Source organism: Halomonas huangheensis, assembly GCF_001431725.1.
GTDB classification, from domain to species: Bacteria; Pseudomonadota; Gammaproteobacteria; order Pseudomonadales; family Halomonadaceae; genus Halomonas; species Halomonas huangheensis.
In genome coordinates, this window is the sequence record NZ_CP013106.1 from 2,941,390 (window position 1) to 2,956,395 (window position 15,006).

Here is a 15,006-nt window from a genome sequence, read left to right on the forward strand (position 1 = left end):
GCTTGAGCACTCTGTATTGGAACGTCAGGGCAATAGAATCGTTGAGCCGGTAGTCTTGCGTGAGGCCACAGCATCCTGCGCCGCGCCCGCTTCGGCAAACGGGTAACGTTGCGCAATATCGATCTTGACCTTACCGCTCTCGATCATCTCGAACAGCTCAGCGGCCATCGCCTGCAGTCGCTCGGGAGTATCCGCATAGCCATTGAGGCTGGGGCGCGTGGCGAAAAGCGAGCCCTTCTGATTGAGAATACCGAGATTGACGCCATCCACCGGCCCCGAGGCATTACCGAAGCTGACCATCAGTCCACGCGGCTTGAGGCAGTCCAGCGAGGTAAGCCAGGTATCCTTGCCCACCGAGTCATACACCACGTCGACCATCTGGCCATCAGTCAACTCGCGCACCTTTTCGACCACATCCTCGCGGCTGTAATCGATGGTCGCCCAGGCGCCGTTGCGCTTCGCCAGTTGAGCCTTCTCTTCGGAACTGACGGTACCGATCAGTTTGACACCCAACGCCTTCGCCCACTGGCAGGCAATGGAGCCTACTCCTCCCGCCGCGGCATGAAAGAGAATGGTCTCGCCGCCCTGCAACGGGTACGTCTGGCGCAACAGATACTGCACGGTCAGGCCCTTGAGCATTGAGCCCGCAGCGGTATCGAAACCGATGCCTTCAGGCAGGATCACAACCTTATCGGCCGGCAGCACATGCTGTTCGGCGTAGGCGCCCAACGGCCCCTGAGCATAGGCCACACGATCCCCCGGTTTGAGATGAGTCACCCCTGAGCCCACCGCATCGACCACTCCCGCACCTTCAGTGCCCAATCCAGAGGGCAACGAGGGAGCCGGATACAGACCGCTACGAAAATAAATATCGATGAAGTTCAACCCGATGGCATGATTAGTGATTCTGACTTCGCCCGCGCCGGGTTCAGCAACTGCGACCTCGGCCAGTTCCAGCACTTCGGAGCCGCCGGTGTGGGAAAACTGGACTCTCTTGACCATGACTTGCATCCTTATGAGGCTAATTATCTTCGTGATCAGTCAACCGCGCTGACCTCTCCGGGTCAAGGCTTGCTCACGCTCAGTGACTGGCCCAGCTGGAATACGAGACCACAATCAACCGACAGCAAAGGAGTGCAGCATGTTCGCCAATGTCATGTCACTGGAAGTCTGGCTGTCCTTTGTCGCCGCTTCGCTGGTGCTGGTCGCTTCTCCCGGCCCCGCCGTGGCTTTGATGGTCAGTACCGGTATATCCCGTGGACGACGTGCGGCTCTGTCACTCATCCCCGGTTACTTCATCGGTGACCTGACCGCCATGGTGTTGTCCTTCGCCGGTCTTGGCGCACTGCTGATGACCTCGGCCAAGCTGTTTGTGCTGCTCAAATGGCTCGGCGCCGTGTATCTGATCTATCTTGGCTGGCGTATGTGGCGCGAATCCCACCAGCTGAACAATGCAGAGCCAGCAACGGCCGGCACGAAGAACCTCAGCGCCCAGGCGTTCCTGGTCAGCGTACTCAACCCCAAGTCATTGCTGTTCTTCCTTGCCTTCATGCCACAGTTCCTTGATCCGGCAGCACCCGCCATTCCCCAGCTCATTATTCTGGGCATGACCTTCCTCTGTCTGGGGTTGATCAACGACATTGGCTACGCTCTGCTTGCATCCAGTGGCGGCAAACTGCTCAGCAGCCCGATTCAGCGGTTGATGCATCGCGCTGGCGGTGTATGCATGGTGGGGGCAGGCATGGCAACCGCTATGCTGCGTAGACCATGACCGAGAGCTGGTTCGTAATTCGAAGCAGCTTGACACAAGCAAATGTATTCACAATACTGCAAAAAGTGTATACAGTTTTCTCGAGTGGCGGAAATACCTACTGCCCTTGCCAACAGCAACGGTTACCAACAGCAATGGTTGCCAACAGCAACACCAGCCAAATGCCAAAGGAGTGACAATATGAAGACTCGTAAAGCTCTCGCCTTGCGCCTCGCCCTGGCCACCACAGCTCTGGCCGCTCTACCCTTCGTTGGCGCTTCCTCTGCGATGGCCGAGGAAGAAAACGTCGCGGAAGAGTGCGCGCTGACCATCAGCAGTAACGACCAGATGCAGTTCGACAAGAGTGAGTTGAGCGTTCCGGCCAGTTGCTCGACTGTCAGCCTGACTCTCGAACACAGCGGCACCATGGACAAGACCGTGATGGGCCACAACTGGGTGCTGAGCGCGACTGACGACTATGAAGATGTCGCCAAGGAAGGAATGCAGGCAGGGCCAGAGGCCGGTTATCTGCCCGCCGATGACGACCGTGTACTGGCGGCTACCGATGTAATTGGTGGCGGCGAAAGCACCACCATCGAGTTTTCCACCGAAGGCCTCGCCGGCAAGGACTTGACCTTCTTCTGCTCCTTCCCCGGCCATTACTCAATGATGAAGGGCACTTTCCAGGTCAGCGAGTGATGCTCGGGTCCTGAACCTGTATGGGAATCCGCCGGGGTCTGTCGTTCGGGCCATGAGGGCAGTCAACCGGCGGTTTCCCATTCTGACGGCGTGGATCAGCGTGCGTTCGCGTACACAGTGCCGGTGCACGGGTCAGTGATCCTACAGCAGCCGCTGATCGCGCAGCCCTATCTGATCTGGCCGGCCCCACCTCTATCCGCGGAAATCGTTCAACAGATCAAGGCAACGTGCTCGGGAACTGCTCCAGGCCTCTGATAAAGCGTTGCTTGTAGTCCTCGAACAGCTTGGGATCCTGCTTGAAGTTGGCTACCACCGAGGCGTGATCGACCGTCAGAATTCGCGGCAGATCCTCGAGACTGGTCGCGGAATGCTTAGGCCCCAGACCGATCTGTAGATCACCGGGCGCCTGCAACCAACGCTGAATTCCGGCGGCAGTGAATTGCGCCTTTTGGGCATCGCTCAGAGCCTCGACACGCAACGGCGCGCGCAGTGCCAGCTCAGCGACCAGACGCAGAGCCGGATTGAGATCACCTGAACGCGGCTTGTCCTCATCGCTGCTCTGTTCGCCTTCGGCATCCGGGTCTAGTGAGACCAACTGCGCCACACTCATGCTGGTACCGGCCTCATCACTGACCAGCAGAGCCAGGGCAATGGGGCGTGACTGATCGTCAACCAGTGCCAGCAGACGTGCCGCCTCCTGCTTGAACAGCACACCCAGCACCCCGGCAAATGTCGCCAATGGCGTAATGCCCGCCTGGTGCCCGTAGGCTTCGGCACACAGGCGTGCCAGACAGGCCTCACGCTGCTGGAGATTGTTGATCTTGACGACCTTCATGGATGACCTCTTCTGTAACTGTTTACCAACGGCTGAAACATCGCTCCGGGATTCAAGACCAGGCCATGGACAGCCGCCCTGGTGCGACGAATCGGGCGAGACTAGCATATTCCCGCCTCAGGCTCTCCCCCTGCCTCTGTCCTGATCCTTCCGTCCCCGGACATCTATCACCGTCCTGTCATCAATCACTGAGACAATCCTGACGATACCGGTACTGGCAGTGTCGACCCACTTGACCGATGATGGGCAGACGCCAGGCCTGAACAGGCCAGGCGGCACTCCGACATGGACGATCCGGCAACCGAGGACACCCGATGGCCCTACCCCGCGTAGATCTGCCGCGCTTGATGGCGCACCGTGGGCTCTCTGCCCATGCGCCGGAAAATACCCTCGCCGCAATCCGCGCCGCTCATGCGGCAGGATTCGAATGGGTGGAACTCGACGTGCAACTGCTCGGCGATGGTACGCCGGTGATCTGGCACGATCCGGGAATGCGGCGCTGCTCCGACGGACGAGGCAAGCTATCGAAACTTCGGCTTGAGCAGGCACGCGAGTTTGATGTTGGTGCCTGGTTTGCCGACGGCTTTCGTGGCGAACGCATGGCGACACTCGATGAGACACTGGCAGTGATGGCCGAACTGGGGATGGGCCTCAACCTTGAGCTGAAGGTGGCGCGTGGACGCGACCCCGAGGCCCTCGCGGAATCCGCGATCCCGCGCCTGCTTGAAGCGTTGCCTTACGAACGTCGATTGGTATCCTCGTTCAGCCCCGCCGCTCTGGAGCACTCACGCAGCCTCGCCGATGCTTCAAGTCTGGCGCTTGGAGTGCTCTGCGAATCGCTGCCGCGCGGCTGGCAAGCGCAAGTGGATGCCATCCAGGCCTACAGCATCCACTGCGACTGGAAGCGCCTCAAGGAAAAGCGCGCACGCCAGATCAGCGAAGCCGGTATCGCCCTGCTCTGCTACACCGCCAATGACCCGCTCGCCTTTAAATCACGCTGGGACTGGGGTGTCGCCGGTGTTATCTCCGACGACCCCGGACGCTTCATCGCGGCGGGTATCTCGCAACAGTGACCCTCATCAGCCACTCTTACCAACCAACTTCAGAATGGCCGGCATATCCAGTTGTTCTTCAATGGCATCGGCCAGCCGATCCAGTTGCTGCTCGCGGTGAGCGTCGAGATCAATCCGCCGCCGCTCGGCAGACGCCAGACCCAGCAGGGACAACAAGGCCTCGCAGGCATCCGGGCCATCGAACAGGCCATGCAGATAGGTGCCCACTATCCGACCATCTGCACTGATGGCCCCTTCGATACGTCCCTCGAGGCTCATCAATGACTGTTCCAGCGCCGCACCACGGCTGACACCGTTATGGATCTCATAGCCGTGGATACTGCAGCTGCCTGTGGCGGTCGATAGACGACCGCTGACGCGACGCAGTTGCTTGCCAGGCGCCATGGTCGTGGTCATCTGCAGCAGACCAAAACCGGCGACACCTCCCGGTTCACCCTCGATGCCATCGGGATCATTGACCCATTCACCCAGCATCTGGAAACCACCGCAGATTCCCAACACCCTCCCGCCATAGCGCAGATGCTGCTGGATACGCTGCTCCCAACCCTGTTGGCGCAGCCACTCGATATCGGCACGGGTGTTCTTGCTGCCCGGCAACAGGATGACATCAGCAGCAGGCATCGGCTGATCAGGGCCAACCAGCGATACCGCTACCCGCGGGTGCAGTCGCAGCGGGTCAAGGTCGGTGTGGTTACTGATACGCGGCAGGACCGGCACCACCACCTTGAGCATCCCCTCGTCATCCCCTTCGCTGCGCTGCTGGAGCGACAGGCTGTCTTCGGCATCCAGCATCAGCCCCTGCAGGTACGACAATACGCCGAGCACCGGCTTGCCCTCGCGTTGCTCGAGCCATTCAAGGCCGGGTTCCAGTAGACCGATATCGCCACGAAAGCGGTTGATTACCAGTCCCTGAATGCGTGCGCGTTCCGATGCCGAAATCAGCGCCAGGGTACCGCACAACTGAGCGAAGACCCCACCACGGTCGATATCCGCCACCAGTAATACCGGGCAGTCGATGGCCTCGGCAAAGCCCATGTTGGCAATATCGCCTTCACGCAGGTTGACCTCGGCAGGACTCCCCGCGCCCTCGGCAATGATCACGTCATAGCGGCTCGACAACCGCTGCCAGCACTCCATCACCGTATCCCGCGCACGACGCTTGTAGGCGTGATAGTCCAGCGCCTGCATGCTGCCGATCGCCTTTCCGGCCAGGATCACCTGGGCACCACGGTCGCTTTCCGGCTTGAGCAGCACCGGATTCATATCGGTATGGGGTGCCACGCCTGCCGCCTGTGCCTGGAGCGCGGTCGAACGGCCGATCTCTCCGCCTTCGGCGGTCACTGCGCTGTTGAGCGCCATGTTCTGCGGCTTGAACGGTGCCACGCTGATGCCGCGTCTCTGCAAGGCTCGGCACAAGCCGGCGACAACCGTGCTCTTGCCTGCATCCGAGGTCGTTCCCTGTACCATCAAGGTCGCCATGCTACAGCTCGACTCCCTTCTGGGCCTTGATGCCCTGATCCTTGAAGGCATGCTTGACCACTCGCATATCGGTCACGGTATCGGCCAGTTCGACAAGTGGCTGAGGGGCGTTGCGACCGGTGACCACCACATGCTGCATCGGCGGGCGCGCCTGCAGGTCATCGAGCACCTGATCGAGGTCGAGATAGCCATGGCGCAGGGCAATGTTCAACTCATCGAGCACCACCAGTTGCACCTCGGGGTCCTTGAGCACCTTGCGCACCTGCTGCCAGGCCTCCTCGGCGGCACAAATATCACGCTCACGGTCCTGGGTATCCCAGGTGTAGCCCTCGCCCATGACATGGAAGCTGACACCGGACTGGTTGCGGAAGAAAGCTGCTTCGCCGGTGGCAAAAGCGCCCTTGATGAACTGTACGATGGCGACTTTCATGCCATGTCCCAAGGCTCTGGCAACCATGCCGAATGCCGACGAACTCTTGCCCTTGCCGGGGCCGGTGAGTACCAACAGCACGCCCTGTTCGCGATCGGCACGGGCAATGCGTTCACGCATGACTCGCTGTCGGTGGGCCATGCGTTGGGCGTGGCGTTCAGGATCCACGTCTGGTCGTGTCATGAGATTCTCCTTGAGCCGCTGCTGATGGGAATGATGTGGATGGGAATGATGCGGGTGGGAATGGTGTAGAGGAAAAGGCTGCCGCACGCGGTAGAAATACCGGCACACCATCGATATCCGCGGTGATCAACGGCTGGTCATAGAGCCGTTCCAGGGCGCTGGTCACCAGCATCTCGTCCCGCGGCCCCCAGCACGCCTCACCATCGGGGTACAACAGCAACAGATGATCGCACCAGCGCGCGGCGAGATTGAGGTCATGCAGGCACATCACCACCGCACTGCCATGACGCGCCTGCTCATCGAGCAGTGCCATGACTTCGACCTGGTGATGCAGATCGAGATGATTGGTCGGCTCATCGGCCAGCCAGATATCCGGCGATTGCGTCAGCACCGTGGCGATACTGACTCGCTGACGCTCACCACCGGACAGCGTGGCCAGCGAGCGCTGGGCAAGGTGGTCGATACCCAGCCGTTTGAGGGCCAGATGAGCACGCTCGATATCTTCGGCGCTCTCGTTGTGCCAGGCACGCAGGTATGGATGGCGCCCGATCAGCGCGGTCTCCAGCACCGTCGCTGGAAAGTCGTCATGACGCTCCTGAAACACCAGACCGACATGTTGCGCCGCCTGACGCCGCCGCCAACTGGCCAGCGGCCGGTCACCGAGAACCACCTGCCCGTCGGCCGGTTGACGCAGCCCCGCCAACGTATGCAACAGTGTGGTCTTGCCGACTCCATTGGGCCCGAGAATCCCCCAGCGGCTGCCAGGCTCCACCGTCAGTGACAACGCCTGGCCCAGAGAGCGGTCGGGGATATCGATCTGCAACGCATCACAATGCAGGCGCATGGCAGTCAACTCCGGCTACGGTGCAGCAGATACAGAAAGGTCGGCACGCCGATCAATGCAGTAATCACGCCCACCGGCAGCTGCTGTGGCGCGATCACCGTACGCGCGAGAGTGTCGGCAAAGGTCAGCAGTGCGCCACCGGCCAGCAACGAGGCCGGCAGAATCAACCGCTGATCGGCCCCGAGGCGAAGCCGCAGCATATGCGGCACCATCAGTCCGACAAATCCCACGCTCCCGGCAGTCGTCACCGCAATCGCAGTGGCCAGGCTGGCAGCCAGATACAACAACCATTCCAGCGGGCGTACCGCCACACCCAGCGCCGCGGCCTGTAACCCGCCGCGCGCCAGCACGTTGAGTGTGCGCCCCAATGGCACCAGCACCAGCATGCTCAACAGGGCAACGCTGAGTACCGGCCAGGGGCTGCCAGCATAAGCCATGTCGCCCATCAGCCAGTAAAGCATGCCCGGCAGCTGCTCAACCGGACTGACGGCGAGCAGGAAGGTGATGATTGCCCCCCAACCAGATGCCAGGACGATACCCGTCAACAGCAGGCGAGCTGGCGTCCAACTGCCGCTACCGTGGGCGAGGGCGAAAACAATCAGCGTCGACACCAGCGCTCCGACGAAGGCCGACGCCGAGACCAGGGCTGTGCCCAGACCGGCCAGCATTGCCAGCAACGCCGCCACCGACGCCCCGCCGGACAGCCCCAGCACATAGGGATCGGCCAACGGATTACGCAACAATACCTGCATCAAGGCGCCTGCCAGAGCCAACAAGGCACCAGTGCCGAACGCGGCCAGCGCACGTGGTAAGCGCAGCTCCCACACCAGCGTATGGTGCAATGGGCTGCCCTTGCCGACCAGCGTGGCCAGCATCTCGCTGGGTGCCAGACTGACACTGCCCAACGCCAGCGACGCCAGAATGGCCGCGAGGCCCAGCAGCGCCAGCCATAGTAGCGGCCTGAAGCGCGCGCCCTGCAGAGCGGCACGGGAATGATCAGCGGCGAGCACGTACGGTCTCCAGGTGCTGACAGAGCGCGCGGGTGCCCTCGACCAGGCGAGGGGTGGCACGTTGTACCAGATCGGGGTTGATGAAGAACAGGTTATCGCGCTGCACGGCCTGCATCTGCGTATAGCGCCGCCAGGCCTCGAGCCAGGTGGAGTCAGCCTTGCCCATACCGCCGCTAATGATGGCTTCAGGGTCGGCTGCCAACACCGCCTCCTCGGCGATCCGCGGCACTAGCGGAGCCTGATCGGCAAAGACATTGACGCCACCACACAGCGCCAGTGAACGACTGATCCAATGCTCACCGTTGACGGTCATCAACGGACTTTCCCACACCTCGTAGAACACCTCCACCGGCTCGGCATCGTGATAATGCTCGGTCAGCTCACTGACGTTCTGACGCAAACTGGTGGCTGCCCGTTGAGCGACCTCGCTGGTTCCGGCGAGAGTTCCAAAATGCTCAAGCGTCGTGGCGATGGCCTCGAAATTGTCAGCATCAGCATGGAATACAGGAATGTTCAGCTCGCCCAACCGCTCGATCTGCTCTCGCGGATTGCCCCCCGCCCAGGCGACGACCAGATCAGGCTCCAGCGCCAGCAACGCCTCCAGATCGAGGCGGTCGTAACTACCGATACGTGGTAGCTCCTCGGCCTGAGGTGGGTAGTCACTGAAACTCACCGCCCCCACCACCTGATCACCCGCTCCCGCGGCAAACAGCAACTCGGTGACGCTGGGGGACAGCGCGACGATACGCTGGGCAGGATGCTCCAGACACACCTGCTGCTCGGCATCATCCATCACACAGGCTGACGCGGCTTGCACCGTCAGCGAATAGCTCAAGGCAGGCAGCACGGCGGCCCATAGCGTCAATAGCCCGATGCGCACCTGCTGCCTACCCACCATTATTCGCCGAACCCGACGGTCAGCCATGCGGTACGGCCAGGATTGATATAGTCCCAGCCTTCGAAAGAACTCGAGGTCGCGTACTCACGATCGAAGACATTCTCCACCGACAGGCGGGCCTTCCAGCCCGGCGCAAAGCGCCAGCCCGCGCGCAGATCCAGGCTGCCGTAACCCGCCAGGCGCTGGTCATTGGCCTCATCGTTGTAGCGGTGGTTCTGGGCAACGAAGGAGGTTCCCAGGTTCCAATCGCCCAACTGGCGGTCGGCATCCAGTCGCAGGGTCTGGGTCGCACGCCGAGCCAACTGGTTTCCAGTATCGCGATCCTCTGGGTCGGTATAGGTCGCCGCCGCGGCCAGGCTCCACTGGTCGATATCGATACCCGCCGACAGTTCGATACCGCGAATGCGTGCGCTGTTGACGTTATAGGGCGCAGAAATGCCATCGCGCCGGGTATTGGCGATCATGTCCTCGATATCCGTTTGGTACAGCGCGAGATCCCAGAAGGCGTTCCGGAACTGGCCACGCACGCCAAGCTCCCAGCTCTCGGAGTCTTCGGCATTGAGATCGGGATTGCCATAGTCCGGGTAATAGAGCTCATTGAAGGTCGGGGCACGGAAGGCGGTGCCATAGCTGCCACGCAGCGTGTGATGAGAATCCAACTGATAGCCCAGCGCCAACTGGCCGGTCACCTCTTCACCATATGACTCATTGTCATCGTAGCGCAGGCCAGCCTGTACGCTGAAGGGCTCGAAATCCAGCAGGGCCTGGGTAAAGACCGCGACGTTGTCACGGCTGTCATTGTCGAAGTTGGTGGAACTGTCGACTTTATCTTCGAGGTACTCCGCACCAGCCACCAGCTCATGGCGACCAATATTGAAGGTATTGTCCCAACGCGCGGTATGAGTAGTGGTGTCGAAACGAGAGTAGCCATAATCAGCGTAATCATCGAGTTGATCCTGAGCCTGACTCAGGGTCACTCGCGATGTCCAGTTGCCGGTCACCGGCAGCTCGGCAAAGGCACCGGCCACCTGTTGTACATAATCCGAGTCGCCACCCTCATACTCGGTATTACCGCTGGCCCGCAAGCCAATCACACCCAGTTGTCCGCCGCCAGCGAGGTCCTGCGCGACACGCACCAGCCCCGACGTATTGTCGTAGCCCTTGTCTTCCCCACCTTCACGCACCGGTGCGCCACCGGTGTTGAGATGACTGGCACTGAACTGGTAGTGGGTCCCTTTGCTCTCCCCGGCCAGGCTGGCAAAACCGCGTACACCATCGGGCGAACCACCGCCAATGCTGATGCTCGGCCTGGGCTCGCCGCCACCATCATCACGTGTGAACAACTGCACCACACCACCCACCGCATCGGCACCGTACAGTGCACCACGTGGGCCACGCACGACTTCAATACGCTCGAACATCTGCGGATCGAGGAACTGCCACCCCGGTCCACCATTGGTGGCGGAACGCAGGCGGATACCATCGATCATCAACAGCGCGGACTGGCTGCCGGTGCCGCGCAGATACAGGCTGGCATTCTTGCCGAAGGCTCCGTTGGTCGACATATCAACGCCTGGCTGACCGCGCAGCGCATCGGTCAGGCTGACCGGGTCACGACGGCGCAGCGTTTCCTTGTCGATAACACTGACCGAGGCCAGCGACTGGCTGGCAGTACGCGGTGTAAGGGTCGCGGAAACCACCACTGGATCGAGGGTGATGGTTGCGTCGTTGTTATCGGATGTCTGGGCGCTGGCCTCGGCAACCAGCAGCCAGGGCGCGGCAAAAAGCCCTGGCAAGATGCCGACACGGCCGGGGGTGAAGGAGCGAAGCATGTAGGTATCCCTTGGCGCCATGCGCACCCGCATGACGTGAACCCTGAGTCTTCCAGGGAGGGATGGCAACGGAGAGGCGTCGGATAAGAGAGCACCTTGCCGTCGGGAGCCCACCGCCCCTGGCATGGAATCTCAGGCCGGTCTCCGGGCTGACGAGTCAACACAGGGTGTTGGATACGACCACCTTCCCGTGACTGTCATGCAGTACACAGTGGCGTTCATGGGCCGTATTTAACTCGATCACCGTTGCGGGGGCAGCGTCGGAATATCACCGACTTCCCGTTTCACCCCAACACATCTGCGGGAAAGCCGAGACGGTGTGCGCTCAAGACTTTCCCTCGTGTGCTTGCGGGGCACCTGAGAGTGTCGCGTAAACTAGCAGTGGCCGTCGCGGGCGTCAAACGGCGTGCGACAGACGCCACGTTACTCACGGGTTAGAAAGAGATGACTTGAGACAACGGACCAGTCCATGGCGTACATACCACACTTGCTGCGCCACACATGCGGCGTCCTGGGCCAGCCAGCCGGCCAGATCCCTCAGCCGCCGCTGCTCGGACTCAAGCGGGACGATGCCTCGCCCGACCTCCGGTACGATCAGAATGATCTCAGTCCTGCTTTCATTCTCGCCAGATGACACCCGAGACCAAAGGTTCAGTCCAGCCTGCCAATATTTGCGTAGTGTCTCGTCATCATGTTCCCGTAATTGTTCAGCCAACCAGTCCAGCCAGCCGTCGATCACCAGCGGCAGTTCGTCAACCTCCGCGCCTCGATCCAGAGCCTGTCCGGCGGTTAGCCAATGTGCCAAGGGAAAACGTTGCCTTACGCAATCTCGCTTGCCGGCGCAGGCACCGCCAAGGAAGAGCTGCATTGCCATTCTCCCGACTGTTGGATAAATACCCAGCGCCGCCCCGCGGCCTGGCCGACTACGCCATCCCAGAACGCGACACCGTCATGGACACGACGTAGTTCACGGATCACACCACCATGGGTGACGACCAACACCTTACGGTGCTGCTCAGCCTGCGCCCGAGCGAAGATATCGCCTAACGCAAGGTGCAATCGTTGACGCAACTGCTCCGCCGATTCACCACCGGGAGGGGCCATTTCGCCAGCGCTGTCGATCCAATCGCGATAGATGGCATGCTCCTTCAGTTCTTCCCAACTACGACCCTCGAACTCACCGAAGTCATTCTCACGCAGACGCTCATCTCGACGTGCCTCGGGCCAGCCCCGCCCTTCGGAGATATGTGCCAGTGTCTGACGACAGCGCTTGAGATCACTGCTGACCACGGCATCGAAATGCTCCCCGGCCAACTCGTCACGCAGGCGATCCATATCGGGTAGTGCATCCGGCAGCAGCAGTTCGATATCGCGCTGTCCCTGGTAACGCTTGTCGAGGTTCCATTGCGTCAGACCATGGCGAACCACCACCAACTCGAGATACATACCATCAGCCATACTTCTCCTCCTTCGATTGCGGCGCCCAACATATCGCCATTGATGCCCTGGAACAGGCGCCTTACGACAGCCACAGCACCAGCGACAAACACCAGACAAGCTACCAGCAACAGCAGCCCCATACTGCCCGCCACCAGGCATATCACCAGCGGAACAATCGCCGCTCGGGCCAGGTCGCACCACCCCAGCCCCTGCTGCCAGGCATGGGCCAATCCATGCGGACGCGCCGCGGGCACACGAACCAACAGCGCCACGGCCATGAAGCGCGCCAGGCCAGGAACCACCACCAGCCACAGCGCGCTGGCCTCGGATGCCAACAGCGTACACACCAGCGCCAGCTTCCAGGCGAGATGAAACACCAACGCCAGAATCGCAAAGCTGCCGACCTGGGAATCCTTCATGATTTCCCAGCGACGCTCGAGAGAGGCATTACTGCCCAGGGCATCGGCCAGGTCCATCAATCCATCCAGATGCAGGCCACCGGAAATGGCGACCCACAGCGAGACCAGCAACAAGGCCAGCAATGGTTCGGGCAATGCACCCAACACTGCGGACACTGCCCACAGCAACATGCCAATCAGCAATCCCACCAGCGGGTAGGCACATACTGCCCAACGCCGCGTAGCGGGATTCCACCGGCACTGTACCGGTAACGGCAAGCGGGTCAGAAACTGCAGCGCCAGCCCCAGCCCCTCCAATGCATCACGCCATGTGGCGCGAGGCGGCAGCGACTCATCGACCATCCTGTGGACTCCTTTCCCACGCTTCAACACCGGGATCTTGAACCTTCCAATCGAGCGGGCATCCCGCCACAACTTCCATGACACGATCCGCCTGCTGAGCCATGTCGCGGTGGAGAAGCTGAAGAAACGAGAGATACTGCCAGACCAACGCATCCGACGGCGGCAGTTCTTCATTGAGATCATTGGATACCACCACCAGCGCGATATCGCGTTGACGAGCATCCGCCACCAGGCGCTGCAACATTGCGCGCCCATCAGACTCACTCCACGCGCTGGCGAACATCAGCTGGCTGGCCCATAGCGTCAAACAGTCCAGCAATACCGTATCGCCCGCAGCCACATGGCGCCAGGCCGTGAACAGGTCCACCGGGGCTTCAAGTGTCACCCAGTCGTCACCACGGCGCTCGCGATGATGATCAATGCGCTGCAACATCTCACCATCACTGCGTGCGGCGGTTGCCAGATAGCAGAGACGCGTCCGCCTTCCCCGCTGCCGCCAGAGCTTCTCAGCGAGCCGCTCCGCCACCTGACTCTTGCCACTGCGGGCTCCGCCACTGACGAAGGCAATCACCTGGTAGCTCCACCAGCATCGTCCGCGCAGTTCGGTAACGTATCCAGCCCGGCCTTCGACACGTTCTGCAACAGGTTTTGCAACACACCCAACAGCGCATCATTGATCGCCGGCGTGGACAGTGCGAGACGCAGCCAGGCACCGTCGAGGCCGGCAAAGGTATGGGTATGCCGGGCGATAAAGCCATTCTCGGCGAGATGACGCAGCAGTGCTTCGCCGTCAGCTGGCGTGGCCTCACCCGCCATCCGACACAACACAAAATTGGCATGACACTCCGCTACCACCAACCCCAGTTTGCGCATACGCATCGGCACACGTCGTTGCTCGGTCGCCACCCACCGGCTGGTCGCTTCGGCGAAGGCGTGATCCTCCAGCAGATGCGGAACGATCGAAGCTGCCAGACCATTGACACTCCAGGCACTCTGGCCGGCGGCAAAGCGCTGGATGCGCTCGGCACTGGCCAGCAGATAGCCGATACGCAGCCCCGGCAGGGTGTAGAACTTGGTCAGTGAGCGCAGCAGCACCAACGGATAATCCCGCTCAAACAGATCATCGAGCGGCGTCTGCTCCACGGCGAACTCGATGAAGGCTTCATCGACCACCACCAGAGTGTCGCTGCTGCGCGCGGCTTCGAGCAACGCTTCGATCTCTTCGCGTGACACGCAGGTCGCGGTAGGATTATTGGGCCGACAAAGAAACATCAGGTCGACATCCACAAGTCGGTCGATGAGTGCTGCCAGCGGCAACTGGAAGTCCTCACCCGCCAGAGCAATACGCTCGACCGACAGGCCACTGGCGGCACAGGACCGCGCATATTCACCGAAGGTCGGCTCAACGATCAGCGCCCGTCCTCCACGGTAAGCGCGTGTCACCAGATCGATGGCCTCCGCGCCGCCATTGGTCAGCCACACCTGCTCTTCCGCCAACCCATGCTGCTCGGCAAGCGCCTGGCGAGCCGCTCGGCATTGGCCATCGGGGTAGCGATACAATTCGGTGAGATTGCGGCTTAACCAGTCCGGTACCCAATCGGGAGGACCGAGTGGATTGAGGCTGGCACTGAGGTCCTTCCAGCCTGGCGACGGCCGAACTCCCAACTGCTCGAATATCGCGCCTGCCTGGCCACCGTGTGCAGGCCACGGCCCTGGTTGCGTCATATCTGCGGCCCCGCTCATCGACATCTTCACAGCATCATCCTCATCCG

The 15,006-nt window shown here is 61.2% G+C and carries 16 protein-coding genes and 1 riboswitch; of the genes, 3 read left to right on the forward strand and 13 right to left on the reverse strand.

Features of this window, described 5'->3' with window-relative positions:
* Positions 1 to 24: 24 nt before the first annotated feature.
* Complete coding sequence (locus AR456_RS12795) at positions 25 to 1,002, reverse strand: NADPH:quinone reductase (protein ID WP_021818991.1); 978 nt, start codon at positions 1,000 to 1,002, stop codon at positions 25 to 27.
* 139 nt (positions 1,003 to 1,141) lie between these two features.
* Here AR456_RS12795 and AR456_RS12800 point away from each other — a divergent pair, with 139 nt between their 5' ends.
* Both AR456_RS12800 and azu read left to right on the forward strand, forming a co-directional pair.
* Positions 1,142 to 1,771, forward strand: a complete 630-nt coding sequence (locus AR456_RS12800; RefSeq protein WP_021818990.1) for a LysE family translocator — start codon at positions 1,142 to 1,144, stop codon at positions 1,769 to 1,771.
* 180 nt (positions 1,772 to 1,951) lie between these two features.
* Positions 1,952 to 2,449, forward strand: a complete 498-nt coding sequence (azu, locus tag AR456_RS12805) for an azurin (protein WP_021818989.1) — start codon at positions 1,952 to 1,954, stop codon at positions 2,447 to 2,449.
* Positions 2,450 to 2,666: 217 nt separating this feature from the next.
* Here the strand turns inward: azu and AR456_RS12810 are convergent, their stop codons facing one another.
* Positions 2,667 to 3,284, reverse strand: a complete 618-nt coding sequence (locus AR456_RS12810) for a hypothetical protein (RefSeq protein ID WP_021818988.1) — start codon at positions 3,282 to 3,284, stop codon at positions 2,667 to 2,669.
* A gap of 314 nt (positions 3,285 to 3,598) precedes the next feature.
* Between AR456_RS12810 and AR456_RS12815 the strand changes: the two genes are divergently transcribed.
* Positions 3,599 to 4,357: a glycerophosphodiester phosphodiesterase family protein gene (locus AR456_RS12815; RefSeq protein WP_021818987.1), complete on the forward strand. Its 759-nt coding sequence runs from the start codon at positions 3,599 to 3,601 to the stop codon at positions 4,355 to 4,357.
* 6 nt (positions 4,358 to 4,363) lie between these two features.
* On the opposite strand, the gene AR456_RS12820 is transcribed toward AR456_RS12815, so the two are convergent.
* The 11 genes from AR456_RS12820 to cobD form a co-directional block, all read right to left on the reverse strand.
* Positions 4,364 to 5,836 (reverse strand): cobyric acid synthase, encoded by a 1,473-nt coding sequence (locus AR456_RS12820; protein WP_021818986.1) that lies wholly within the window; start codon positions 5,834 to 5,836, stop codon positions 4,364 to 4,366.
* Position 5,837: 1 nt separating this feature from the next.
* A complete protein-coding gene (cobO, locus tag AR456_RS12825) occupies positions 5,838 to 6,449 on the reverse strand; it encodes a cob(I)yrinic acid a,c-diamide adenosyltransferase (protein ID WP_021818985.1) in 612 nt (203 codons plus the stop codon).
* The gene (locus tag AR456_RS12830) at positions 6,424 to 7,293 is read right to left on the reverse strand and encodes an ABC transporter ATP-binding protein (protein ID WP_021818984.1); all 870 of its coding nucleotides are present in this window, start codon (positions 7,291 to 7,293) and stop codon (positions 6,424 to 6,426) included. The genes cobO and AR456_RS12830 overlap by 26 nt, the downstream gene beginning before the upstream one ends.
* A gap of 5 nt (positions 7,294 to 7,298) precedes the next feature.
* Positions 7,299 to 8,303, reverse strand: coding sequence for a FecCD family ABC transporter permease (locus AR456_RS12835; RefSeq protein ID WP_021818983.1), 1,005 nt, complete (start codon positions 8,301 to 8,303; stop codon positions 7,299 to 7,301).
* Positions 8,290 to 9,228: a cobalamin-binding protein gene (locus AR456_RS12840; RefSeq protein WP_236995505.1), complete on the reverse strand. Its 939-nt coding sequence runs from the start codon at positions 9,226 to 9,228 to the stop codon at positions 8,290 to 8,292. Before AR456_RS12840 ends, AR456_RS12835 begins: the two co-directional genes overlap by 14 nt.
* Positions 9,201 to 11,033 (reverse strand): TonB-dependent receptor domain-containing protein, encoded by a 1,833-nt coding sequence (locus tag AR456_RS12845; protein ID WP_021818981.1) that lies wholly within the window; start codon positions 11,031 to 11,033, stop codon positions 9,201 to 9,203. Before AR456_RS12845 ends, AR456_RS12840 begins: the two co-directional genes overlap by 28 nt.
* A gap of 118 nt (positions 11,034 to 11,151) precedes the next feature.
* A riboswitch (cobalamin riboswitch) is annotated at positions 11,152 to 11,361 on the reverse strand.
* A 99-nt stretch (positions 11,362 to 11,460) separates the two neighbouring features.
* Positions 11,461 to 11,901 carry a bifunctional adenosylcobinamide kinase/adenosylcobinamide-phosphate guanylyltransferase gene (locus AR456_RS12850; RefSeq protein ID WP_021818980.1) on the reverse strand — a complete coding sequence of 147 codons (441 nt, stop codon included), beginning with the start codon at positions 11,899 to 11,901 and terminating at the stop codon, positions 11,461 to 11,463.
* A complete protein-coding gene (locus AR456_RS12855) occupies positions 11,853 to 12,491 on the reverse strand; it encodes a histidine phosphatase family protein (protein WP_021818979.1) in 639 nt (212 codons plus the stop codon). The genes AR456_RS12850 and AR456_RS12855 overlap by 49 nt, the downstream gene beginning before the upstream one ends.
* Positions 12,443 to 13,234: an adenosylcobinamide-GDP ribazoletransferase gene (cobS, locus tag AR456_RS12860; protein WP_021818978.1), complete on the reverse strand. Its 792-nt coding sequence runs from the start codon at positions 13,232 to 13,234 to the stop codon at positions 12,443 to 12,445. Before cobS ends, AR456_RS12855 begins: the two co-directional genes overlap by 49 nt.
* Positions 13,224 to 13,805, reverse strand: a complete 582-nt coding sequence (locus tag AR456_RS12865) for a bifunctional adenosylcobinamide kinase/adenosylcobinamide-phosphate guanylyltransferase (RefSeq protein ID WP_021818977.1) — start codon at positions 13,803 to 13,805, stop codon at positions 13,224 to 13,226. Before AR456_RS12865 ends, cobS begins: the two co-directional genes overlap by 11 nt.
* Entirely contained in the window at positions 13,802 to 14,959 is a 1,158-nt protein-coding gene (gene cobD, locus AR456_RS12870; protein WP_081694655.1) for a threonine-phosphate decarboxylase CobD, read from the reverse strand. Before cobD ends, AR456_RS12865 begins: the two co-directional genes overlap by 4 nt.
* Positions 14,960 to 15,006 lie beyond the last annotated feature (47 nt).